The organism is Brenneria alni (assembly GCF_003666245.1).
Taxonomy (GTDB): Bacteria; Pseudomonadota; Gammaproteobacteria; order Enterobacterales; family Enterobacteriaceae; genus Brenneria; species Brenneria alni.
Genome location: NZ_MJLZ01000052.1, coordinates 1 through 24,902 on the forward strand (window position 1 = coordinate 1; position 24,902 = coordinate 24,902).

Below are 24,902 nucleotides of genomic sequence, written 5' to 3' on the forward strand. Positions count from 1 at the left end.
TTTCAGCATAAGAAATGCAATCCGCGCATATAAAGCGTGGCGGCGTTCTTGCTGCATTTCTATCGCGTGAGGAGGATCGTCTACACACAGCCATTTAAATTTTATTTAATTTTCCAATTTTTTAACTAACTATCCTTATTCAAGGTAATCCCAGTGAGTTCTGCTCTCTGAATTATCGGAGGTTGGCCTGTGCCAAAAAAAAATTATGAATAAAATTTATTTGGTTATCTGGAATGTTGCCACTAATACCTGGACTGCCGTATCTGAATTATCAGGCAGAAAGAAGAAATCCAAATCAGGATAGCGAAGAGATCACGGTAAAAACGCCGCAGGAAATTAAAGAAAAAAAACAGAAGAAAACCGTTTATGACAACGTCATCAATAATGACAAGCTGATGTCGGTGCTGGCGGTGAAAACGTCTATTGCTCGCAGCAACGCGGAATATTTTGCCTTGATTGCCGCTACGCTGGAAGAACAACCGGGATTGTCATTAGAAGCCTATACCGTCGAGGTGAAGAAAAAATTTTCCGCCCTCGCGCCACACTATCTAAAACGGGTGCAATCGCTTTATTCCCCATCGGCCAAAGGATATAAACTTATTTCACTCAATCAGGGCGACTATAACTTCAAGACGGATGGCGGATATACCTTTTCACGCGATCAGTCGGGGGCGTTGCTAACTTACAATGGCATCAACTGGCTGGGAAATGGGGACATCATGGGGAAAAAATATGCGCTACAGGTGAGCTTTTTCTCTCCAGATGTGATTTCAGCGCTTAACATTGATAAAAAAGAATAAACAGAGTTACATCCTAAGGTTGATGACAAGCGTTCTGGTTTACTCCCGCCCTCCCCTTCACAGAGGAGGATTTAACCACCTGATATATAAAATTTAATTCCCCTCTACCAAAAGGGAAGCTGGCAAGTGGCCCCCGAAGGAAATGACGTACCTTCCAGTCGGGAGCGAAAAACGTATCGATAAACGATAGTCAGGTGCGATATGTAAGCCGTAGATTACCCTGAGTTCCCGTATCGTCGGCAACCGGGTACGCAGACCGCAGTCATAACGTCAGCCTGATATGATGCTCCCCTTTCGCTAATTCAATTTGCACCTTTTGTTCATTGATAGGTATTACCTCATCGTCCAGTGTCGCCTGTGAAATACCCCGGCATCGGTGATTCTCATTCACCACATGAATAAGATAATGGCATTCCCCCAGCGTGATTTTTGCCTCAAAACCAGGCCAGTAATCCGGGATACACGGACTGAGCAGCAGCAAATTACCTTCCCGGCGGATGCCGAGAATACCCTCGATGCCCGACCGGTGCATCCACCCGGCCGAACCGGTATACCAAGTCCAGCCGCCGCGCCCGGTATGCGGGGCCACAGAATACACATCAGCGGCAATGACATAAGGCTCCACCCGGTAACGGGAAACCTGCTCCGGCGTCGAGCCATGATTAATCGGGTTAAGCAAGGCAAACAGTTCTCCGGCCTTATTGCCGTTCCCCAATTGAGCAAAAGCCAGCACCGACCACATCGCGGCATGGGTGTATTGCCCGCCATTTTCACGTAGTCCGGGCGGATAACCCTTGATATAACCGGGATCGTGGGCGGTGCGGTCAAACGGCGGGGTAAACAACAACGCCAGACCGTCCTGTCGGCGAATCAAGTGTTCCTCCAGAGACGCCATTGCCGTCGCCGCACGTTCAGGATCGGCGGCGCCGGAAAGCACCGCCCATGACTGGGCAATCGAATCAATGGCGCACTCGTCATTGGTATGGCTGCCAAGCCAGGTGCCATCATCAAAAGTAGCGCGACGATACCAGGCGCCATCCCACGCCGCATTTTCAATGGCGAGCCGTACCGACTCAGCATGAAAACGCCAGCGCATGGCCCGCTTCTCGTCACGGGAATCGGCCAACGGGGCAAAGATCGCAATGGTGCGAATAAGCAGCCAGCCAAGCCAGACGCTCTCGCCTTTACCGCCTTCGCCAACGCGGTTCATGCCGTCGTTCCAGTCTCCCCCGCCGATAAGGGGTAGCCCGTTGGCGCCGGTCAGCAGCAGGCACTGATCCAAACCACGGGCGCAGTGTTCAAACAGCGAGGCGGATTCCGCTGACGGCATGGGCTGGAAGAAGGCGTCATGCTCACCCGGCGCGACAGGCGGCCCTTCCAAAAATCCGATCTGCTCATCCAGCACAGCATAATCCTGGCTGACCTGCACATAGGTCGCCGTCGCAAAGGCCAGCCAAACGCGATCGTCAGAGATATGCGTTCTTACCCCGGCGCCGGAGTGTGGCAACCACCAGTGCTGAACATCCCCTTCGGCAAACTGTCGGCCCGCGGCCCGCAACAGATGGCTTCGTGTCTCCTGGGGACGGGAAAAGGTTAACGCCATACCATCCTGCAACTGATCGCGGAAGCCATACGCGCCGCTGGCCTGATAAAAACCGCAACGCGCCTGAATACGGCATGACAAGGTCTGATAGAGCAGCCAGCCATTGAGCATAATATCCATCGCTCGGTCTGGCGTGGTGACCTGTATCGCGCCGGTTACCGCGTCCCAATGCGCTTCAACTTCGCTCAACACTTGATCCAGGTCTAGCTCCCGATATTTCTCAATCAGGTTTCTGGCCTGTTCGACCGCCGCACCCTGCCCAATAAGCCAGACGATCTCCACCTCCTCGTTATGAGCGATACTGACGTGTGTCTGCAAGGCGCTACAGGGATCGTACCCAGCCGCCGTGTTCCCTGATAGTTTGGCGCCGTTGACCAACGAGGCTGGCGCACGCATATGCCCGTTGCGCCCCAGAAATTCCGTTCTGTCGGCGGTGAACGACGACTGACTGCCGGACAAATCGGCAAAAGCGACCCGCCCAGGAAAACTGCCCGACCAGGGGTTGCTCACCAGCATTGCGCCCGTTTGCGAATCCACCCGGCTTAACAGATAGGGGGCGCTGCCGCTGCGTGACGTGCCCAGCACCCATTCGGCATAGCCGGTGATCGTCAGTTGACGTGTTTGCATTGAGGTATTACGCAATCGCAGGCGGGATATTTTTATCGGATCGGCCAGGGGAACGAACTGTAATAACGTCAGCTCGATACCATTGGCATGATGAGTAAACCGGCTATAACCAAAACCGTGTCGGGCAATGTAACACCCACCGTCATTGATCGGCCACGCCGTCGGCGTCCACAGCACGCCGCTGACATCATCATGGACGTACAGCGCCTCTCCACCGGGATCAACAACGGCATCATTTACCCAGGGCGTGAGCTGATTTTCGCGGCTGTTCTCCGCCCAGGTGTAACCACTGCCCTGTGCCGACGCCTGAAACCCGAATGTTGGGTTGGCGATAACATTAATCCACGGAGCGGGCGTTCTATGTTCAGCATCCAGCACCGTGACATATTCCCGGCCCTGACGGGCAAACCCGCCGATACCGTTAAAAAACTCAAGCGCCTCTGGCCGCGGCATCCGGTCTGGCACACTGGGTTTCAGCGTGTGCGGCAGGGGCGGCTGAGGAGGAGAGTGAGGGATCAGCGCCAGTTGATGAGAGAGCGGCCCCCGGCGGGCAATCAGCGATACCCGGGCGATCGATAACAACAGCGCTCTGGATTCTGTCGACATTAAATCAGCACGCAGCGCAAAAACCTCGCCGCGCGTTGACGCCCCACCCAAACGCGGCCTCGACTGGCTGCTGCGGATCGCCGTCTCGATGGCGATCTGTAAATCCTGAATATAGGAGGATGACCGTTCGTTAACGATCACCAGATCCACATTCAGCAGTTTCAGACGCCAGTATTCATGCGCCCTTAGCAACTGGTGAACCTGCGCCATGTCGTCAATATCATCAATGCGCAACAGCACGATCGGCAGATCGCCAGAAATGGACATCGACCACAGACCGGACTGCACCCCGGCGCCATTCACTATCGATTCAGACGGCGCCCGGAAACGCGGATCGGCATAGAGCACCGGCGCCGCCAGGCGTTGAAAATCCGCGGCTTCTTCGGCCTTCACGCCAAGATGGCGCAACTGCACCTGAGCCTGCGTCCAGGCAAAGGTCTTATCACGCTCATAAGCACTGCGATCGTGGTGTTTATCAATCACGGCAATCAGTTCATCACGGGAAGCGGCGACCACGGTCCAAAACGCCAGACGAATCGTTTTACCCGCAGGAATACGCACCTGCTGACGCAGTGAAAAGATAGGATCAAGCACAGTACCGGTCGTGTTGGACAACGCCTGATGGCCTAAAATGGCATCCGCCGTCATAACGGAGTTGCCATGACCAATAAAACGGGCGCGGTCTGACTCATACTGCATCTTGCTGCCGATAACCCCTTCCAGCACCACAAAATGCGCCGCCCAGACCGGCTGTTCATCCGGCGCTCTGGGTCGGCGGGTGGCGATCAAGGTAGAGAATTCGTCCAGATATTCCGTCTGCACAAACATGCGGGAAAACGCGGTATGCGCACTGTCGGCGGCGGGGGGCGCCAGCACAATTTCCGCATAGGACGTCAGCTCAATATCACGCCGCCGCCGCCCGCTGTTGGTCAGCGTTACCCGCCGGACTTCACCATCGCTCTCCCCGGACACCAACACATCAAGCCGGGTAGTCAGTGTCCGTTCATGGCGCACAAAAGAGGCATGATCTTCACCGAAAACCACATCATAACGATGCATCGGCACGCCGATTTTGCTGCTGATAATATTGGATGACTCAGGAAGATTGCCCGCCGACTCGCTTAACTGAATTTGTTCACCGGCAGACCAGATGCGGCCACTGCGCATATCGCGCAACAGCACGAAACTGCCCCAACTATCTCTGGTGGTATCTTCCTGCCAGCGCGTAACCGCTAATTCACGCCAGCGGCTATAGCCGGAACCGGTGGTGGTCAGCATCACGGCATAACGACCGTTAGACAGCAAATGGGTGATCGGCGCGCCGGTCGGCGTTGCCGAAAAATGCCGCAACGTGGCGGTTTCATTGCGGCTTTCCCCGCTGCTGGCTTTCACGTCATCAGGTTGCGGTTCAGCGATGGCTACATGCGCAGGCAGGCTTTCCTGCAACAGTAGCTCACATGACTGAATCATTGGCTCACGGTGGAAACGGCTGCGCATATTGCCATCATGCAAGGTGTTGGCAATGGCCACCAGCGTCATTCCCTGATGGTGCGCCATAAAACTGTAAACAATGGCCACCTTTTTATTATCCGGCAGGCGTGAAGGGGTAAAATCGAGCGCTTCATAGAAACCATAAAGGCCCAAAGCGCCCATCCCCGCCAGACGCTCATAATTTCGGCAGGCGGCCAGCGGATCAATCATGGTGGCCAACCCGGTGGCATAGGGCGCCACCACCAGATTATCCGCCAAACCCCGTTTCAGTCCTAAACCTGGAACGCCAAAATTGGAATACTGATAGGTGAAATCGATATCGCGGGCGTTATAGGCCGACTCGGAAATTCCCCACGGAACCGATAAGGTACGTCCGTAGGCTTGCTGATGAGCAACAACCAGACGGGTCGTCTGCTCCAGCAAACTCCCCAGCGGCGCACGCATCACCAGCGACGGCATCAGGTATTCGAACATCGAGCCAGACCACGACATCAGCGCCGCCCCCCGGCCAGTAACCACCGCCGCACGCCCCAGACGGAACCAGTGACGAGTACCGGCATCGCCTTTGGCAATGGCAAACAGGCTGGCTAATCGGGCTTCGGAAGCCAGCAGGTCATAACAGCTGACATCAAGCTGATTTTCCGACATTAAATAGCCGATCGACAGCAGCTTACGTTCAGGATCGATAAGAAACGCAAAATCCATGTCCAGCGCCATCTTGCGTGAGCGAGCAGCCAGATCCTGCAAACGCACATTCAGTGACTGGCGTTCGGCATCTGAACAGGCATGTTCGCTCTCATGCGCCGCCAACATGAACCGGGTGGCGTTCATCCAGAAAAGAGGTTCGGGGATGGGTTCTTCATCAGCACACGGCAACAGCGCATAAGTGCGCTGTAATAGCAGATCGACTTGCTGCACCGACTCCGATAACAGGCGTTCATGCGGCAGGTTACTGTTCAGCAACGCGTCAATTTTCCCCAGCCGCCGCAGCAAAGATGACTCGCCCTGCGTTTCCCGGCGCAGAAACAACGACTCACGAATCAACTGAATATGGTCGGCCAGGGGTTGACGAATATCCTGCGCCCAGTTCTCTTCCAGCCATAACTCGCAGGTATTCGCCAATACGATCAGGTTACCCGCCAGGTTTCCGCTATCCACCGAGGAGACATAAGCCGGCAGCAGCGTTTGCAGATCCCGTGTGTCATACCAGTTAAGAAAGTGGCCTTTAAAGCGCTGTAACCGATCCATTGTCGTTAATGTCGCTTCCAGCCGTTCGATCACATTCACCATGCCGATCCAGCCGAAATCCCGCGCCGCCACCGTGGAGAGTAAATACAGGCCGATATTGGTAGGCGAGGTTCGGTGAGCAATCACCGGTTTAGGCTGCTCCTGAAAATTATCCGGCGGCAGGTAGTGTTCATGTTCGGTGACAAAGGTTTCAAAAAAACGCCAGGTGCGCCGGGCGGTTAATCTCAGTGAGCGTTTGTCAGCCTCATCAATATTTTCCTGCGGCGTAATGGCACGTTCCCGACTGACCCACAGTGCCAATGCCGGCGCCGCCAACCACAACAACGCAAGCGGTAACCACAACGGCCAATTCCAGGGCGATACCAGCAGCGAACCGCCCACCACCGCCACACTCAGCAGCAGGCCGCCTGCCATCTGAAAATAAAAGCCCGCCAGCGTTGGCCGCGGACGACGCCCGGACTGCGCGGCTGTCGTCCACTCCAGCAGGTGCCGCCGGGTGATGGTCAACCGCACCAGTGTACGAATGAGAGCATCCAGCGCCTGCCAGCTATGATCAGCCAGAAACGCCAGTAACAGAAACACCTGCATAAAGGCCAGTTTGAGATCGCTGAACAGGTGCCTGAAAGGCTGGCTTTGATTGAACGGCTGCTGCCCCGTCAGCCCCCGCCAGCAACGGGAAATGGCATCCCACAAGGCGGGCAGGCAGGCTGGAAACGCCAGTACCAGCAGCACCATGACAAAGCCTTTCCATGCCAGCGACAATGGCAGTGCCGCGCAAAAAAACAGCATCAACAACAGACTGGGCGCTAACAGCGAGCGGCGTAAATTGTCGATCATTTTCCAGCGCCCTACCGCCGATAACCATGCCGCCTTGCCGGAATCCGTACGCGCCAGCCCCAGGATCCACGGCAGCAGTTGCCAGTCGCCACGCGTCCAGCGATGTTGCCGCTTGACGACAACGTCGTAGCGGGAAGGAAACGCCTCCACCAGTTCGACATCCGAAGCCAGTCCCGATCGGGCATAAATTCCTTCAAACAGATCATGGCTCAACAGGCTATTTTCAGGAATGCGCCCTTGTAATGCCCGTTCAAAGGCATCCACATCGTAGATCCCTTTTCCGGTGTAGGAGCCTGCGCCAAACAGATCCTGATACACATCGGACACCGCCGCTTCATAGGGGTTGATGCCCCCTGGCGCGGAGAAAATACGCTGATACAGCGAGCCTTCATGCCCCGCCGGCAGGGAGGGAGTGATCCGGGGTTGCAAAATGGCATAACCGGCGATAATTCGCTGCCCGCTGGTATCCCAGCGCGGCTGGTTAAGCGGATGCGCCATTTTACCAATCAGTTTTAAGGCCGCGTCTCGGGGTAAACGGGTATCCCCATCCAGCGTAATCACATAGCGAACATCGGGCGGGACACGAACCGCAAGCCGGTCAACCGGGACAAAACTGGTATCGGTGGCGCCACGTAACAAGCGGTTAAGCTCATGCAGTTTTCCCCGTTTACGCTCCCAGCCCATCCATACGTTTTCGCTGGGATTGAACAGCCTTCTGCGGTGCAACAATAAAAAGCGATCGCCGGCAGGCCCTGCGCCATAACGCTGATTCAACTGCTCTATCGCAAGAGAGGCCTGCGTCAACAGGTGCCGATCGCCAGCGAGGATTTCAGTATCGGCATCCACGCCATCGGTCAGCAAGGCAAAGGTCATGTCACCCTGACCGCTGGACAAATAGTGGACTTCCAGTTGTTCTACCTGTTGCAGAATATCCTGTTCGCTGGTGAGTAAGGTGGGTATCACCACCATCGTGCGACAATCTGTCGGTACGCCTTGCAGCAGTTCCAGTCCGGCCAGCGGCGCGGCGCCAAACAGCCAGGCCACCAGCCGGTTAACCCAGGCGGTGGCAACTTCAGAAAACGGGATCAGGCAGATAACGCCAAAAAATATCAGCCAGGCGGTGGCAACAGCAGAAGATGACAACACCAATAGCGCACCGGCGAGCAACAACGCGGTGAAAAATCCAATGGCGCCCAGATAGCCCGCCATGCCCACACGCAGCGTAAAGCGGTTAAAACGCAGTAATAGTTCGGGCCGAAATCCAATCAGCGCTTCAAGCTGTGGCCGCCCTTCCGCAATCAGGTAATATCCTGGTTCACGCCTGCGGTCGTCAGGGTTATCGGGAGATAACGAATCAGGCACGCTTTGCGCCATTAATAGCGCTTTTTCGGCAATATCCAGTTCGGTACAGGGCGCCTGGCGCGCCAGTTGTTCGATGGCGCTGCGGTAGAGGTTGCGGGTGGTAAAATCCATCTGGGCGAACGCACTGCCCGCTCGCAAACGCGCATCCACCAGACTGACGCTTTCAAAAAACGTCGCCCAGTCAATATCGGAAATCAACCGCATACTGGTAATAACATTGCGCACGGTGACGTTAGATATGCCCAGGCGCTGCTGCGCGTTTTGCACCACCTCGTCCATCGAGCTGCCCTGCTGCTTCAGACGCTGTTCCAGCCACCCCAGCGCCGGTGTTGTCCGGGGATCCTGATCGCGCAAACGCTTCACCAACTGCGCCGCGAACGTCTCGGATAGCGGCGCATCGTTATGCCGGGCAATCTCCTTCGCCAATGCGGCTTGTCCATCAACCGCGTGTAACAGGTTATTCGCTGCCAGTTCAGCTTCCGCACGAGCCAAACGTCCGGCGGTCATCTGATCGGCCAGACGGCGCAAATTTTCTATCAGTACAATACGCAAGGTAATGGCGACCGCCCACAATTCCCCTATCGTCAGAGGCTGTACCCCTTGATATGCCATAATGAAACGGCGTAACGCCTCAGGATCGACATGGCTGTCCGTGTGAGCAATAAACGCCCATACCAGGCCAAATACCCGCGGATACCCCACAAAAGGGCCTTGCGATAATTTAGGCAACTGTTGGTAATAGCGCGGGGGAAGATCTTCACGGATTTCACGAATCTGCGCCGCAACCAGATGATAGTTGTCCAGTAACCACTCTGCAGCCGGAACCACACTGCCGCCTTTTTCCAGTTCGGCGGCGCTGGCGCGATAAGCGGCCAATAACACTTTTGCATTATCATTCAGACGATGCTGTAAAGACATAACGGCGGGTGGCGACAGGGTCACGGGCTGCGCGGCGGCAAGCGTGCGTCCGTGCTGCTCCAGGCGTTCCATACCAAACAGCTCCCCCCTGACCGGCAGAATATCATTCCAGGGTGGTGATGAAGATTTACGCAAAAACATAAACGCTCGTGGGAATAATTTCATAATCGCCTTTTAGCCTGAACGAAAGATCCGCGCAGGCGGTATTGAAACTAACATCCAGAAAGCTGGCAGACCTTATTGGCACAGGAATGTCGGCATTTAACAGGGAAAATGCATGATCCGTTAATGTCAGGAGCAGGCATTAAGAAAGGCAGAGAAAGAGGTAAGTGTAGTCCATAAAATGACAGGTGATTAAACATGACCCTGCAGCAAGAGGGGGAGTTACTTATAACCACATAATATTAAAGGCATTTAACGATGAAATAGATTAAATATACACAGACTGCTCACCTGCCGGACGGGTTTTAAAACGTCGGTGCAGCCAAAGATATTGGTCAGGAGCTTTCATGATTTCGTCCTCAATAACCCGGTTGATATAGTTGGCGGCGGCCAGACTGTCATCATAGGGAAAATTTTTCAGCCCGGAAGAGATGATCAATTGATATCCCTGTCCATTGGGTTTACGGATCACGACAGCGGAGACCAATTCAGGCCTGGCCAGTTTAGCGATAATAAAGGTTCCGTTGGTGGTCGCCGTCCGGTCTACGCCAAAAAATGGCACGAATATGCTGCCTTTGGGGCCGTTGTCCTGATCGGGGGCAAACCAGACGACTCCGCCGCGTTTTAATGTATGCACCATGCCGACCAGTTTTTTCCTGCTGACCAGCGCATTCCCCGATCTTGAACGCCCCCATTTTTCCACCAGATTCATTATTCTGCTGTTATGAGGCCGATACATCACTGTCATTGGCTTGCAGTGGCCCAGAATACGAAAATGTAATTCGAGCGTCATAAAATGTACGCCAATAACAATAACCCCGTGCTGTTTATCTTCCGCCGCGTGCAAATGCTCCAGCCCGACAACCTCAATCCACTTTTTTATCCGCCTGTCGGACCAAAACCACGCCATCCCCGTCTCCAGCAATCCTATGCCGAGGGAGGAGAAATTAGCGGTGACTCTGGCATCGATTTGTTGCGCGTCGGCATCAGGAAAGCAGAGTTGCAGATTGCGCCGGGTGATCGTCACACGTCTTTTAAGAAAACGCATCGACAGCCGCCCTAACCAACCGCCAAACATAACCAGCACGGGATAAGGCAACTGAACCAGAAGAAACAAGACCCCCAGGCCAGACCACAATAACCAGTGTCTGGGATGGGCATAGCGTAAAAAAGATCTCCAACGATTAAGCATAAGGCATTTATCTCTAATGATCGGTTAGTGGCCTTTAACAGCGATAATTCCATAACATACATTTATACAGTCGTGTTGCGCATAAGCCGCAACCGCACACCAACCTGAGAGAGCGTTCTTTCTTCTGGTTTAAATTAGACTTCATTCCGGTGGGTTAATTCAAATTTAAACTTTCCGGCCATTACCCATTTTGATGGCGATCCGCCGCACCGTATCTCGCCAAACGCCGCATTCCCACGGCCAGCAGGGACGTGACCAGCACGGAAGCCGCAAAAGCCACGACAAACGTGGTTAAAAGCCCGGCCCGGAGAATCAATTCCCCGATCACGACATAGAATATGATAACCCCCGTTGCGCTGACGGCGTTACCACGCATCACTGCGGCCATTTCACCTCTTCCTCCCTGAACATGTGCAAATATTGTCAGCGGCCAGGCAATGACCGGTAAAGGAGAAAGAATGCCGCTTATTTGGGGGCCGAGGATGTGCGCCGAAGTGGTAATAGCGAATAGCATCGCGGTTGCCGTCAGCATACGCAACGGAATATCCCAGAATGGTATTGCCGATGTTTTTATCGCTCTTTTTCCGTTGCCGGTTAACCGGAGAATAATCATTATCACCGCTAAACTGGCAATAATCGCGGCCTCCGGCGATCCTGCAACCAGAAACAGCCAGGAGATAATGCCAAAGAAAAATAGCGAACCGACACACGCCACAGGGATAGAAAGCGAGCGGGTTATGACAAGATAGAACAGGTACGTGAGCAATACCGACCCCAGTCCTGATAATGCGCCGGAGGCGGCCTGAGCGGCAAAATGCGGCCCCTGTTCAACAGCCAGAAAGATGGCGACCGGGCCGGAGGTCAGCGGCATACCGGAGAGAACCCCACCGGCGAAACCGCCCCACTTTCTTACCGTCAACGAAACGATGAGCATCAGAACGGGCGTAACCGCCAGTTTGATGGCAAATATGTCCAATACGGCATCCCCTTGATTATTTATGCAAAGCCGGGCTTTTAGCGACGGAGTGGTAATAACGTCAATGCACATCGTTATGATGCGCACTGACCAAAGACGTTTATTGATCCACCACTGAACCATCAACGTGCAGGCGTGTTTTTAGACCCCGGCGACGGTAGGGGAAACGATCTTCCAGATTATCAGCCAGCTCAATGCCTATACCGGCAGCCAGCGGAATTTCAATAAATCCGTCAACGCACTGGAAGGTGCTTTTCACCATATCCTTTTTCAGCACGCCATTCTCCACCCCGGCGGCGCCAAATTTTTCCGACAGCGCAGGCTGATCGTCTCCGGGATATTCCAACAAGGCAAAGTTCGGAATACTGACGGCTATCTGCAAACAGGCCGCGGTGGAAACCGGGCTGAGTGGATTATGCGGCACCACCATCAGATCGTGCGCTTCTGCCAGCGCCGCGATTTTTTTTGTTCCGGTAATGCCGCCGCACATGCAAACATCAGGGCGGACATAAGCAACCGCATTGCGTTTAATCAGCATCGCGAATTCCTGCGGATTATTTAACCGCTCGCCGGTGGCGATAGGAATGTTAATTTTATCCGCAACGCCAGCCATTGAGTCAAAATTATCGGCACCGATCGGATCTTCAATAAAATAGGGATAAAAAGCCTCTATTCCCCTGGCAAATACCACCGCATCCGCTGGCTTCAAGCGCCGATGTATTTCAATGCATAAATCCACCGAATTCCCCACCGCATCACGATAGGCGCCTATCCTTTCAATCGCCTCCGCCATTTCCCTGGCGTGGGTATTGAAATAAGGGGTATCACGCGATTGGTCGAGAAACGGCGACAGATGACCAATGGCGGTAAATCCTTTGGCCTTCGCCTGTTTAAGATTTTCAATGGTTTCTTCGGTAGTTTTTCCGCCAGCATGGGCGTAAACACGCACCTTATCCCGGCAGCGCCCTCCCAGTAAATTGTACACTGGCGCGCCATAGTGCTTACCGGCGATATCCCACAGTGCAATATCAATTGCGCTGATAGCCCCCATGATTGCTGCGCCGCGAAAATGCCAGCAGCGGTACATATATTGCCAATGATGCTCTATACGCAAAGGATCCTGACCAATAAGGTAAGTGCGCAGCGCCTCTATCGCGCCCTTCGATGCATCAAGAAATCCCCAGGCGCCGGATTCGCCAATTCCCTTAAGCCCCTCATCGGTGGTAATTTCGACAAACAGATACCGATTAGCCAAAATTGCCCGTACATCAGTAATTTTCATTGGTCACTACTTTCCTCATCGCTAAACCGCTCTCCCGCATCAGATAATGCGATACCTTATTATTAAGCGATGAATAATTGTTCCACAAGTGAAACTGAGTGGCGGCCAGCGGGGTTACAAAATAGCGGCATAGAAGATGACGCGCATATCCGCCTGATGGTCATCCGAGGGGAAAAAAGCGTACCCCTAACGTTTTATCCTCGGCGGTTCAACCCTCGTCTGCGTGGCGGAGTACAAAGTGGTGGATACCGCAGCAAAGCAGCGCGCACTGACGCTGTTTACTTCAACCTATTACGCTTGCCCGTCATGCCTGCCATAAAAATTCATCGTTAACGCTGAGATCCTTACGGCAGATCGCTTTATACTACCCGGACATAACGGTTATATATGGCGGGAAAATCCGGTAATGATAAATAATGATGTATTACGTAGCATACGCTACATGCTGAATTTGAATAATGAACAATTGATCGGCATTCTGGCGTTGATGGACACCCGCGTAACACCGCAGCAAATCGCCGGTTTTGTCAAAAAAGAAGAGGAAGAAGGCTACCAGCCTTGCCCGGATATCCTGATGGGGATATTTCTCGACGGCCTGATTATCCATCAGCGAGGCAAAGATGACAGTCGCCCGGCGCCGAAAGTTGAACGTAAAATCACCAATAATATCATCCTGAAAAAGCTGCGCGTGGCGTTTGCGCTGAAAACCACCGATATTCAGGAGTTACTCCAGTCGCAGGATTTCCGGCTCTCACAACCTGAACTGACCGCTATGCTGCGTGCGCCAGAGCACAAAAACTACCGGGTGTGCGGCGATCAGGTACTGCGTTATTTCCTTAAGGGATTAGCGGTTCGGCTACGCGATATCCGCCCCACCGCACCGTGCGGATAAACGTGACCCGACACTCATACAGGGAGAAAGTCAGGGATTAAACTGTTTTTATTCAATGATTCGCTTTATCCATGATTCAATTGAACAGAAGGAACTACTATGGGGATTTTGTCGTCTTTCCGTGCAGGAGCAAGTATTTTTGGTCATAACTCGCCCGCCAGTGGCGTCTATAGCTGCGAAGCATTACCTGCCTCATTGAACACTCTCGGAATTTCCGACAAATCAGGGTTGCTGTTTGCGTTCGTTCCTCCCGATGCTGACTTTACCAACGTCAATAACGCCTGGCAGCAATTCTCGGATCGCAATCTGACGGTTATTACCCTTTCGTCAACCGGCGCACTGTGCAGCCGCCCACAGACAACAACCTATTGCGACATGGCAGGCAGTCAGGGCAGTTGGTTATGGTTGCCGCAAACCTTGATCGCCCGCCATGAAGTACACGTGATCGATCTGCACGTATCAGGAAAAGCGACCGCCAGCCAGCGAGTCTCGGCGATTCGTCAGGAGTTGGAACGGCTTAACGTCAACCTGCCGCTTTCCGCCGATCGGACGTTCGCCATGATCTACTGCGACGGACTGTCAGCCTCCGAAGGGTTTCTGATGCAGGCGTGGTACGCCAGCGGCCGTTTCCCCTGCATGACCATTGGCGGCTCGGCTGGCGGAAAACTCGATTTCAGCGCCACCTATATCGGCAACCACAACGGGGTGTTGCAAGGCAAGGCGGTACTGGTGTTTTGCCAGATGGCGGAAGGGAAATCCTTTGCCCCTTTCAAGAGCCAGAACTTTGCGCCGACTGCACAGAGTTGGCTGGTTGCCGAAGCTGATCCGGTGGCTCGCACCGTCAAATCGGTATTCGATGCCAACGGACGCCCCCAACCGATAGTCAATGTCCTGTCTGACTACCTGCACTGTAAACCGAGCCAGATCGCCAAACACCTTGAGGGGAAAACCTTTGGGGTAAAAGTTGATAATGAATATTTCATTCGTTCGGTTGCCGCCATTCAGGCTGACAGAATAACCTTCTTCTGTGATCTGGAATTCGGCGACCGCCTGTATCTGTTACAGGCAACGGATTTTGTTGCCGCCACCCGGCATGACTGGCAGCAGTTTCTGGCAGATAAAGGCAAACCTACCGGACTGCTGCTGAACGACTGTGTGCTGCGCAGAATGAATAACGCCGACAGCCTGGGGCAAGCCAGTTTCTTTGATAGCGTACCCGCCGCCGGTTTTTCCAGTTTTGGTGAAATTTTCGGCGTACCCATCAATCAAACGTTGTCTGCGCTGGCGTTTTTCGACCATGACGTTAAGGCCATGACCCATTTCCCCATCGAATATGCGGCCTATGCCGGTCACTATGCACAGCGGGCGCTGCGCCGCTGGGAAGCGATGCACGGTATCCAGTCCGGCGTCATCGAGCGGGTGGTGGCCTATCAGGAAGAACTCAATCCGCTGCTGACCGCCTTACCCCAGCTCGAACACGCCACCACACGTCAGACCGAAACTCTGGACGTGGCGGAATCCAGCATTCGCGCCATCAGTGAAGCCGCCGCGCAGACCCGCACCGCGCAGGGACATCTGGAACACGAACTTAATCAACTGGAGCAGATTTCCCTCGGCATTAGGCAGATCACCGTCGGCATCAGCGCGATTGCCGATCAGACCAATCTGCTGGCGCTCAATGCCGCAGTGGAAGCGGCACGAGCTGGCGAGGCGGGGCGCGGTTTTGCCGTAGTGGCGGACGAAGTGCGCCGCCTAGCCCGGTCGTCAAAAGATCAGGCCGATGCCACCCGAAACAATATCCGTTCCGCCGTCGAAACTATTGAACGTATCCGCAACGTGGCCTCACAAACCGTCAACACCACACAGGATATGGCCAACCAGAGCATCTCAGCCGCCGACCAGATTGCCGCCATGAGTACGGAAACCAGTCAGGAACGTCACAATTTGACAACCAACATGGGCCGAATGAAAGAAGCGGCCAAAGGTATGGACGCCATGCATGATGCGGTGGAACAGTTGACCACTCTGCAACGGCTGACATCATCTTAGCTGCGTAATACAACAGACTTGACCACTGTCTGAGGCTCGGCTCACCCCGGCGTCCAGCACGTTATATAACGTCACCTGATTGGTCAGTCGTATCTGTTCGATACTTATCAGCGTCTGCCAGGCGCTGTAGCGTGTTCGCCGCGCATCCAGCACATTCAGATAGGCACCGATCCTTCCCGATTACGCGAATCCACCAATTGATAGCCGCGTTCAGCGGCGGCGGCGTAATCCAGTTGAGCCGCGAGTTGCTCACCATCGGAATCAACCCGCGCTTTGCGGGAACAGGAACGGGTTAATGCTGCTACGGGAAAACCCTTCTTCTTCCATCTTCACATCCAGCACTAGCGACGCCAGATCGTCGGCCACCGCCTCAATACGGTGATCTTTTTCCTGATACAGAATTTTCAGATAGGTGCCGCAGTGGCCGCAGCTTTCCGCTTTGATGGCCGCATTTTCGCTGTCCAGCGACCAGTAGTTCAGATCGCCTGACTCTTCGCAGTTGCTGCATTTCACCCGCACCATGTGCCACTCGCTTTCACACAGGTTACAGTGCAGGTAACGCAGCCCACTGCTGGCCCCTAATTGCACAACGCCGGATACCGGCATACTACCGCATACCGGGCAAAACTGACGGTGCTCGCCCGGCTCCGCCCGTGCCTTACCGGGAATTTGGCTGGCCATCTGCGCCCAGAATAGCGACAGCGCCGCCCAGATAAACGGAGCTTTGTCGTTGTTTTCCACGCTGAACTCATGCCTGAACAGCGCGGTCGCCAGGGTCTCCAGCTCTTGCGCCGACGACTTTTCCAGATTTTCCAGCGTCGCCAACACTTGTCCGCTGGCTTCAGGCTTAAGTTCTTCAATCAACGCCCACAGCAAGGTATGCCAGTGCGCATCACGGGGAAACCGCTCGATATCCAGCGGCGGACGAGTACCGGCCTGTTTTAATATTTCTGTCAGATCCCGCTGTAACGGATGGTCATGCAGCACTTTACGCTGCGCTTCCACCACGCTTGCCGCGAACGTCAGGTAATCGCCCAGCGGATGATCCTGCGCCAACTGCCGCAGACGCTCGGCACGGCTGCGGTATAAACTTTTCAAATTAGCAAAAAGCAACGGTGGAATATTCCCCACCGAGGTCGATTTTTCATTACGTTCTAACTGTTCCTGAGGGACAATACGGATACTCATCAGGGTTGTTTTTCCTGTTGTTTACGCTGTAGCTCACGATACCAGCGCGGATGATGCTTCTTCGCCCAGGCAGCGGATACCCACCCTTCCACCATAGCGGTAATGGTTCCCTTCACCCATAGCGCGGCATAAACATGCACCATGATAACGAGGATAAGCCCCACCGCCGCCAGCGAATGCACCAGCAAGGCCAGACGAATAATCGGGATCGGGAATGCGTCGGCAAAATAGGGCCGCCACATAACAATTCCGCTCGCCAGCAGTAATAAGAGGCTGATAATCGCCAGCCAGAACACACACTTCTGACCGAAATTATACCTGCCAGTGTCACCGACTTCCTGATTGCTGGCGATCTTATGAATATTTTTCGCCCATTCAATATCATCACGGTTGATCAGGTTGTGTTTCCAGTAGCGAAAAAACATCAGCAGAAAAGCCGCAAACATCACCACACCGACAAACGGATGCAGAATGCGCGCCAGTTGCGGCGTACCAAATATATTCATCATCCAGTTAAGCGACGGGAAGAAAAAACCTAACCCACTGATGGCGGCAAACACGAAACAGAAAGCCACAATCCAGTGATTAATGCGCTCCGGCGCGCTGTAGCGCAAAATCCGATTACTCTTTTTCATGTTGCTTTTCCTCGTGATGCGCCTCATCCGTTGCCGCTTCGTTGTCGTCTTCTTCTACGCGATTCGGGCCGATGCCAACATAGTGGAATACGCTGGCGGCAAAGGTGGCGGCAAAACCAATCGCCGCCAGGGGTTTCCAAATCCCTTTCCAGAAAGTCACCGTCGGGCTGATTGTGGGGTTATCCGGCAGACCGTGATAAAGCTGGGGCTTATCCGCATGGTGCAAGACATACATCACGTGCGTTCCGCCAACTCCAGCCGGATCGTACAGCCCGGCGTTGTCATAACCACGGCTGTTGAGATCGATAACACGCTCCGCCGCCAGATCTTTCATCGCCTCTTTGGTGCCGAAATGAATGGCCCCGGTCGGGCAGGTTTTGACGCAAGCCGGCTCCTGGCCCACCACCACCCGATCGACGCACAGCGTGCATTTGTAGACACGGTTGTCTTGCTTATTCATCCGCGGCACGTCAAACGGACAGCCCGCAATGCAGTAGCCGCAGCCAATACAGTGCTCGGACTGGAAATCGACGATGCCGTTGGCGTATTGAATGATCGCCCCTTCCGCCGGACAGGCTTTCAGGCAGCCCGGATCGGCACAGTGCATACAGCCGTCCTTACGGATCAGCCACTCCAGTTTGCCCTTCTCTTCCACTTCCGAAAAACGCATTACCGTCCAGGATTTGGCGGTCAGGTCAGTCGGGTTATCATACACGCCGACATTATGCCCCACCTCATCGCGGATATCGTTCCATTCGGAACAGGCGACCTGACAGGCTTTACAGCCAATACAGGTGGTAACGTCAATCAGTTTGGCCACTTGCTGCTGATGGTCGCGGGCCTGTGGCGGCGGCGTCAGCGCGTTGGTGGCGGAACGCCGGATAATATCTTGTGATTGCATGGCCATAATCTTTCTCCGCTACGCCTTTTCCACATTAACCAGAAACGCCTTATATTCCGGCGTTTGGGTATTGGCATCACCGACATGCGGCGTCAGGGTGTTAGCCATAAACCCTTGCTGTGTGGTGCCTTCAAATCCCCAATGACAAGGCACGCCGATGGTTTCCACCGGGCGGCCTTCAATCGTCAGCGTGCGGATACGCTTCGTGACCACGGCTTTGGCTTTGATATAACCGCGTTTACTGCTGATTTTCACCATATCGCCCGCATGGATGCCTTTCTGCTCGGCCAGCGCCTCGCCGATTTCGACAAACTGCTCCGGCTGGACAATCGCATTCAGCCGCGCATGTTTGGTCCAGTGACGAAACAGCTCGGTAATCGAGTAGGTGGTGGCGACATAGGGGAATTCAGCCGCCACGCCCAAACGTAGCCGATCGGCTTCATACAACCGGGCTGCCGGGTTAAAGCGTGTTTTTTGGTGCAGCGGACTTTTCTCCAGCGGCGATTCAACCGGTTCGTAGTGCTCAGGAAAAGGGCCGTCGGTCAGCTTATCGATGCCGAACAGGCGTCCCATCCCTTCCGCCTGCAAAATAAAAGGCCCCACACCGCTGCCCGGCGCGGCATTGCCGTAGTCGGGAACATCAATCCCTTGCCAGCGCTGACCGTCCCAGTGGAGCAGCTCACGTTTGGGGTCCCACGGTTTTCCCTGCTCATCGGCAGAGGCGCGGTTGTACAAAATGCGGCGGTTTTGCGGCCAGGCCCAGGCCCAGCCCAATGTGCTGCCCAACCCGGACGGATCGGCATTATCCCGCCGGGCCATCTGATTACCCTGTTCGGTCCAGCAGCCGGTGTAAACCCAGCAGAAACTGGCGGTGGTGCCGTCATCACGCAGTTGTGAAAAATCAGACAGCAGTTGCCCTTTTTTCAGCACCAGATTGCCCTGATCGTCATAAATATCCGCCAGCGCATAGCCGTTTCCCTCTTTTGCCACCTCTTCAGGCGACGGATCTTCAGGATTGAGATAATTCCACGCCATATTGAGCACCGGCTCAGGATTGGCGCCGCCCTCTTTGGCGTACATTTCCCGCAGGCGCAGGAAAATCCCGGCCAGGATCACACCGTCGTGCAGCGCTTCCGCCGGTGGCTCCGCGCCTTTGAAGTGCCATTGCAACCAGCGCCCTGAATTAACAATCGAACCATTTTCCTCGGCAAAGCAGCTCGATGGCAGGCGGAACACTTCCGTTTGAACACTGGCGCTATCCACATCGTTGAGTTCGCCGTGGTTTTGCCAGAAATTAGAGGTTTCCGTTGCCAGCGGATCGATAATGACCAGAAATTTTAGTTTTTTCAGGGCGTCACGGGCTTTATTGGAATCAGCAAATGCGGCTATCGGGTTAAAGCCCTGAGCGATATAGCCGTTCACCTTGCCTTCAATCATCATCTGCGTGTAGTGCAGCGCGTCATAACTTTGATCCCACTTGGGCAACCAGTCGAATCCCCAGTCATTCTCTTTGCGTGCGTTATCGCCATAGAAACTCTTCATCATGCTGATAAAGAATTTGGGGGTGTTCTTCCAATAATTGACCTGATCGGGCAGCAGGGCTTTAGGCGTAGTCTGGTTTAAATAGTCTTGCAGGGTGGCCTGTTTTTCCGACGGTAAATCCATATAGCCCGGCAGCCGTAAAGAGAGCAGACCGAGGTCGGTATAACCCTGAATATTGGAGTGTCCGCGCAGCGCGTTGATGCCGCCCCCCGCCATACCAATATTTCCCAGCAGCAGTTGGATCATCCCGGCGGTACGAATCATCTGAGAACCGGTGGTGTGCTGCGTCCAACCCAGCGCATACAAAAAGGTGGCGGTTTTGTCCGGTACGCAGGTTGAGGCCAGAATTTTACAGATGGTCAGAAAATCTTCTTTCGGCGTGCCGCAGATACTGGTGACGACGTCCGGCGTATAGCGGCTGACATGCTGCTTTAGCTGATTCCACACGCATCGGGGATGGCTCAACGTGGTATCGCGTTTGGCAAAGCCATTTTCATCCAGTTCATACTGCCAGGAGGTGCGATCATATTTACGCGCCTGCGGATCGTACCCGCTGAAAATACCGTCATCAAAGGTGTAGTCCTCACGTACCAGCAGGCCGGCATTGGTATAGGACTTCACGTATTCCATCTGTACCTTATTGTTACTGAGCAGATACTGAATCACCCCCAGCAGGAAAGTGATGTCTGAACCCGCCCGGATGGGCGCATAGAGATCGGCAACCGACGCGGTACGATTGAAACGCGGATCGACCACAATCAGCTTGGCGCCATTTTTGATTTTGGCTTCCACCGCCCATTTAAAACCAACTGGATGCGCTTCCGCCGGGTTGCCGCCCATCACCAGCACCACATTGGCGTTTTTAATATCAACCCAGTTATTGGTCATTGCCCCGCGGCCAAACGTCGGCGCCAGGGCTGACACGCTGGGGGCATGGCACAGACGAGCCTGGGTATCAATCCCCAGCATCCCCAGAGCACGAGTAAAACGGTGATCCAACATCCCGGTTTCATTACTGGCAGCCGACGAGCAAAGCATCCCTGTCGTCAGCCAGCGGTTCACCGTCACGCCTGCATTATTCTTCTCAATAAAATTGGCATCACGGTCATCTTTCATTAACCGGGCAATGCGATCAAACGCATCAGACCAACTGATACGCTCCCATTTGTCCGACCCCGGTGCACGATATTCAGGATATTTAAGCCGCTGATCGCTGTGGATATAATCAATCAGCCCGGCCCCTTTCGGGCACAATGAACCACGGCTCACCGGATGGTCCGGATCCCCTTCAATGTGAAAAATGGAGGGTTTGGCGTTTTTAGCGCCATCTCCCAGGCTATACATTAAAATACCGCACCCAACGGAACAATAAGTGCAGTTGTTACGTGTTTCTTTAGCACGCAGTAATTTATATTGCCGGGTTTCAGCCAATACGACCGCTGGAGAAAAACCCAGAGCGGTGACCGTGGTTCCGGCCATGCCACCCGCACAAATTCTAAAGAATTGCCGTCTGCTGACCTGCATGGAAAGCTCCTTGTACCACATTGCTTACAAGTAAATGAAACTTGTATTTTTTTTATAGGAAGGAATAAAACAATCGTTAGACGACCCAAAACCACATTAACAATAGGTATTATGCTACGGAAAAATAAAACCTCAAATGTTTATCCAAACAATAACAATCCCATCACAAAACCAGCGTTTTTATGCTTGATTTGTCGCCAAATTTACCGGGGTAAATGAAAGTAATAATCATTCTCATGACGTTATAAAACATCGATATATATTTTTATATATAATAACTGAAGGGTTTATTTTATTTGCTGGCACGAATAAATAAGGCCCAATTAATAATTCAGGGCCGTAACGTGTTTTTAATTCGAAACAGTGCGGTAAATGTGGGCAAGCTATTGATACGGCTGATACTGCTATCGAACGGCATGGCGCTGAACAAAATCCAGCAAAATTTGCCTTGCCCAGAGCAGTTCATCAGACAGCTGCATCATCTGGTCAACATCAAACCCTGGCTGACGCATCCTGGCTTCATTATTAGCATAAAACCGTGTTCTGCCGACATCTCGTTACGGGCATCAACAGAACAACAGAGGTTACGGCATAAGAGGCAGTTCGAGGTCGGGATCGACCAAGCTGTAGATTTGGTTACCAAATACCGGCTGCTGAAGTAATCGATCGACGGTCAGCGCCACATCCTGACGAGAAACCAGCCCCAGCACGGCATTGCCCTGCGTAAGTTGTGCGTTATGCGTGGCGACGACATCCAGCAACCCGCCGGGGCGAACAATACAGTAATCCAGTGAACTGGACTGCAACCAGCTTTCCGCCAGTGACTTCTCCCGCACCGCAAGACCAAAGGCCGCTTTAGCACGCGGCGACAACAGCGGCCATTGCTCACCACAGCCCATAGACGTCACCAGCAGCATACGCTTTATACCCGCCTGCTCGGCGCCATCAATCACCACGCGGTGGCCCTGATAATTCACGTCGCCGCCGCCCATAGTCGACACGACGATAGCATCCTTGCCTGCCAACCGGCAGGCCTTGCCCACGGTATCGGCATCACAGGCATCACCCTGCACAACCGTGATTCCCTGTGTCCGTAACTGAGCGGCCTGTTCCGCATTACGCAGAACCACCACTATTGGTTGCTCACATTCAATGGCGCGCTGCAACAAACAGCCGCCAACCCCCTGACCTGCTCCAAAGAGTAGCCACGTCATACCTGCTCCGGTTGTAGCCCATCCGCTAAGGTACGGAACGCCTCAACCTGTGTGGTTAACAACTGGCGATGGCTATCCCGTCCGAGAAAGACTTTAAACATAGCAGCTCCGGCGGCATTAAAAAACACCACAGACGCTGTGTCCATTTCCATGAACTTACGCTCAATAAAAGCAATATGCTGACAATTTACCGCACGGATATGCCCGCTTAACCCATTTTTGCCACGCAGGTTAAAGTAACCGTGGCGATGCGCGCCACTCGGCAACTCGCTTTTAAATTCCAGAATGGCATCCGCCGTATGACTGATTAAGGTGACTTCACCCCAGCCGGTAATCGCGTCCCATACCTGATCAAATCGTTCCCCGCCAACCAGCGTGCGCTGTGCTTCTGGCAGTGCCTTAACGACATTGAACACAGAGGTATCATACTGACTGGCAATATCTTCCAGCGTGCCGTCCGGCTCGGTTGCCAATAATTCATTCAGTGTCATGGTTATGTCTCCGGTTAGTGAGCGTGTTCTTCGGCATTGAGCTGAGGAATGATTTGTTGTAATGCCTGCATCAGATTATTCGCCCAGAAGCGGCCATCGTGAGTTAAGCGCAGGCAGGTAGAATCATCACAGGTCAATCCCGCCTGATGCCACTGACTGAGCAACGGCTGAAGCGCATTGGCGTGACGGGTAAGCAGCGGTAATTTAATCCGCCCCACTTCGATCCCGGCCTGAAGCTGGTGTTGCCAGGGGCCGGTTGGGCTGGCGGGCGTCATCATCATGATCGGTTTTCGTCCTTGATCGAGCACCTGATAATAACGCACCAGACTGCGTTCCATCATATAGGATTGGCCGTTGAGGTTACCGCCCGCCCCACTGCCCATCGCCAGACAGTCAGCTCCCTGTTTAATCAACAGGTTATAAAGATTACGTTCACGGGTGGTTCTGGCCCAATGGCTGTTGCTTAATTGATGCCAGCCAGCATCGGCCAGATATGCCGCGCCGGAAAGGTAAAAATCACGCCGGGCGGTGACATCTGGCAAGGTAACTCGCTGGTTTTCGGCGGCTTTTGCCAGTGGGGTGGTGGGTAACAAATTCAGCGCATAGAGATCGACCCCGTCCAGCGGCAGATTACTGACGATATTCAGATCCTCCCGCCAGAGTTCCGGCGTCTGCCCCGGCAGACCGAACATCAGATCACAAACTACGGCAGCCCGATCGCGCTGACACAGGCGCTCCAGAAAACGGATCGATTGCTGTTTATCCGAGGTCCGCGCCATCCGCTGACGAATACGGCTATCGAAGGTTTGAATACCGATGGAGAAGCGGTTAGCCCCCGCATCCAGACAGGCATTGATCCGCTCATCGTCAAAATCCAGCGCACGCCCTTCCACAGTAATTTCACAATCAGGCGCCAACGGCAGCGACGTGCGAATGGCGCTGATAATCTGCGCAAGTTCTTTGGCTGCCAACGCGGTTGGCGTACCACCGCCAAAATACACCGCATGAATGGGAGCTGACTGATGAAGCGGGCTGTCTGCTTCCATCGCCAGCTCTTGCAGCAAATAACGGGTATAGATTTCGGTACTGTCTTCACGCAATTTATTCTGATAGAAGCCGCAGAAGGTACAGTGCGTCGCGCAGAAAGGGATATGCAGATACAACAGACGCTTGCGGGCAGGCAACCTTTGTTGCGTTAAAGCTTGCCAGTTGGCTGGGATCTGTTCAGCCGCCAGCGGCACATGGTTGCGCCAGGGCATTGCCATGCGCCGTGCGCCAAACGGCTGTTCGCCGGGCTGGGCATAATAGGGCGTCAAATCTATGTTCATTTATATCCATCCCTTCAATAGCAATGAAATGAAT

The 24,902-nt window shown here is 53.8% G+C and carries 14 protein-coding genes and 1 pseudogene; 4 read left to right on the forward strand and 11 right to left on the reverse strand.

Annotated features, from left to right (window positions below; translation table 11 throughout):
- Nucleotides 1-205 precede the first annotated feature (205 nt).
- A complete protein-coding gene (locus BIY29_RS21060; protein ID WP_121576343.1) occupies nucleotides 206-304 on the forward strand; it encodes an ESPR domain-containing protein in 99 nt (32 codons plus the stop codon).
- A 758-nt stretch (nucleotides 305-1,062) separates the two neighbouring features.
- On the opposite strand, the gene BIY29_RS17530 is transcribed toward BIY29_RS21060, so the two are convergent.
- From BIY29_RS17530 to dgoD, 4 genes are all read right to left on the reverse strand, one after another.
- Nucleotides 1,063-9,657, reverse strand: a complete 8,595-nt coding sequence (locus BIY29_RS17530; RefSeq protein WP_121576345.1) for a glycoside hydrolase family 94 protein — start codon at nucleotides 9,655-9,657, stop codon at nucleotides 1,063-1,065.
- Between the two features lie 265 nt (nucleotides 9,658-9,922).
- Nucleotides 9,923-10,846, reverse strand: a complete 924-nt coding sequence (lpxL, locus tag BIY29_RS17535) for an LpxL/LpxP family Kdo(2)-lipid IV(A) lauroyl/palmitoleoyl acyltransferase (protein ID WP_121576346.1) — start codon at nucleotides 10,844-10,846, stop codon at nucleotides 9,923-9,925.
- Nucleotides 10,847-11,027: 181 nt separating this feature from the next.
- The gene (locus BIY29_RS17540; RefSeq protein WP_147437171.1) at nucleotides 11,028-11,822 is read right to left on the reverse strand and encodes a hypothetical protein; all 795 of its coding nucleotides are present in this window, start codon (nucleotides 11,820-11,822) and stop codon (nucleotides 11,028-11,030) included.
- Between the two features lie 100 nt (nucleotides 11,823-11,922).
- Nucleotides 11,923-13,104 (reverse strand): galactonate dehydratase, encoded by a 1,182-nt coding sequence (gene dgoD / locus BIY29_RS17545; RefSeq protein ID WP_121576348.1) that lies wholly within the window; start codon nucleotides 13,102-13,104, stop codon nucleotides 11,923-11,925.
- A 123-nt stretch (nucleotides 13,105-13,227) separates the two neighbouring features.
- On the opposite strand from dgoD, the pseudogene BIY29_RS20720 reads away from it, so the two are divergent.
- The 3 genes and pseudogenes from BIY29_RS20720 to BIY29_RS17560 form a co-directional block, all read left to right on the forward strand.
- A pseudogene (locus BIY29_RS20720) lies at nucleotides 13,228-13,396 on the forward strand (aminotransferase class IV); the annotation flags it as partial.
- 114 nt (nucleotides 13,397-13,510) lie between these two features.
- On the forward strand, nucleotides 13,511-13,996 hold the full coding sequence (locus BIY29_RS17555; protein WP_121576349.1) for a YehS family protein: 486 nt from the start codon (nucleotides 13,511-13,513) through the stop codon (nucleotides 13,994-13,996).
- Nucleotides 13,997-14,095: 99 nt separating this feature from the next.
- Nucleotides 14,096-16,045, forward strand: a complete 1,950-nt coding sequence (locus BIY29_RS17560) for a methyl-accepting chemotaxis protein (RefSeq protein ID WP_121576350.1) — start codon at nucleotides 14,096-14,098, stop codon at nucleotides 16,043-16,045.
- Between the two features lie 261 nt (nucleotides 16,046-16,306).
- Here the strand turns inward: BIY29_RS17560 and fdhE are convergent, their stop codons facing one another.
- The 7 genes from fdhE to hutW all read right to left on the reverse strand — a co-directional run bounded on the left by fdhE (nucleotide 16,307) and on the right by hutW (nucleotide 24,868).
- Nucleotides 16,307-17,233 (reverse strand): formate dehydrogenase accessory protein FdhE, encoded by a 927-nt coding sequence (fdhE, locus tag BIY29_RS17565; protein ID WP_121576351.1) that lies wholly within the window; start codon nucleotides 17,231-17,233, stop codon nucleotides 16,307-16,309.
- Entirely contained in the window at nucleotides 17,233-17,868 is a 636-nt protein-coding gene (fdoI, locus tag BIY29_RS17570) for a formate dehydrogenase cytochrome b556 subunit (RefSeq protein ID WP_121576352.1), read from the reverse strand. Before fdoI ends, fdhE begins: the two co-directional genes overlap by 1 nt.
- Nucleotides 17,855-18,775 carry a formate dehydrogenase subunit beta gene (gene fdxH, locus BIY29_RS17575; protein ID WP_121576353.1) on the reverse strand — a complete coding sequence of 307 codons (921 nt, stop codon included), beginning with the start codon at nucleotides 18,773-18,775 and terminating at the stop codon, nucleotides 17,855-17,857. The genes fdoI and fdxH overlap by 14 nt, the downstream gene beginning before the upstream one ends.
- A 12-nt stretch (nucleotides 18,776-18,787) precedes the next feature.
- Nucleotides 18,788-21,835 (reverse strand): formate dehydrogenase-N subunit alpha, encoded by a 3,048-nt coding sequence (gene fdnG / locus BIY29_RS17580; RefSeq protein WP_121576354.1) that lies wholly within the window; start codon nucleotides 21,833-21,835, stop codon nucleotides 18,788-18,790.
- A gap of 584 nt (nucleotides 21,836-22,419) precedes the next feature.
- Nucleotides 22,420-23,049: an SDR family oxidoreductase gene (locus BIY29_RS17590; RefSeq protein WP_121576355.1), complete on the reverse strand. Its 630-nt coding sequence runs from the start codon at nucleotides 23,047-23,049 to the stop codon at nucleotides 22,420-22,422.
- Nucleotides 23,046-23,540 carry a heme utilization cystosolic carrier protein HutX gene (hutX, locus tag BIY29_RS17595; RefSeq protein ID WP_240630194.1) on the reverse strand — a complete coding sequence of 165 codons (495 nt, stop codon included), beginning with the start codon at nucleotides 23,538-23,540 and terminating at the stop codon, nucleotides 23,046-23,048. The genes BIY29_RS17590 and hutX overlap by 4 nt, the downstream gene beginning before the upstream one ends.
- A gap of 14 nt (nucleotides 23,541-23,554) precedes the next feature.
- Complete coding sequence (gene hutW, locus BIY29_RS17600; RefSeq protein WP_121576357.1) at nucleotides 23,555-24,868, reverse strand: heme anaerobic degradation radical SAM methyltransferase ChuW/HutW; 1,314 nt, start codon at nucleotides 24,866-24,868, stop codon at nucleotides 23,555-23,557.
- Nucleotides 24,869-24,902: the final 34 nt, after the last annotated feature.

Excerpts from the sequence above, each read along its gene's own strand:
- fdxH (WP_121576353.1), bottom strand. The coding sequence starts at position 18,775 with ATGGCCATGCAATCACAAGATATTATCCGGCGTTCCGCCACCAACGCG.
- BIY29_RS17530 (WP_121576345.1), bottom strand. The coding sequence starts at position 9,657 with ATGAAATTATTCCCACGAGCGTTTATGTTTTTGCGTAAATCTTCATCA.
- hutW (WP_121576357.1), bottom strand. The coding sequence starts at position 24,868 with ATGAACATAGATTTGACGCCCTATTATGCCCAGCCCGGCGAACAGCCG.
- BIY29_RS17560 (WP_121576350.1), top strand. The coding sequence starts at position 14,096 with ATGGGGATTTTGTCGTCTTTCCGTGCAGGAGCAAGTATTTTTGGTCAT.
- fdnG (WP_121576354.1), bottom strand. The coding sequence starts at position 21,835 with ATGCAGGTCAGCAGACGGCAATTCTTTAGAATTTGTGCGGGTGGCATG.
- fdhE (WP_121576351.1), bottom strand. The coding sequence starts at position 17,233 with ATGAGTATCCGTATTGTCCCTCAGGAACAGTTAGAACGTAATGAAAAA.
- BIY29_RS17555 (WP_121576349.1), top strand. The coding sequence starts at position 13,511 with ATGATAAATAATGATGTATTACGTAGCATACGCTACATGCTGAATTTG.
- BIY29_RS17590 (WP_121576355.1), bottom strand. The coding sequence starts at position 23,049 with ATGACGTGGCTACTCTTTGGAGCAGGTCAGGGGGTTGGCGGCTGTTTG.
- lpxL (WP_121576346.1), bottom strand. The coding sequence starts at position 10,846 with ATGCTTAATCGTTGGAGATCTTTTTTACGCTATGCCCATCCCAGACAC.
- dgoD (WP_121576348.1), bottom strand. The coding sequence starts at position 13,104 with ATGAAAATTACTGATGTACGGGCAATTTTGGCTAATCGGTATCTGTTT.
- fdoI (WP_121576352.1), bottom strand. The coding sequence starts at position 17,868 with ATGAAAAAGAGTAATCGGATTTTGCGCTACAGCGCGCCGGAGCGCATT.
- hutX (WP_240630194.1), bottom strand. The coding sequence starts at position 23,540 with ATGACACTGAATGAATTATTGGCAACCGAGCCGGACGGCACGCTGGAA.
- BIY29_RS21060 (WP_121576343.1), top strand. The coding sequence starts at position 206 with ATGAATAAAATTTATTTGGTTATCTGGAATGTTGCCACTAATACCTGG.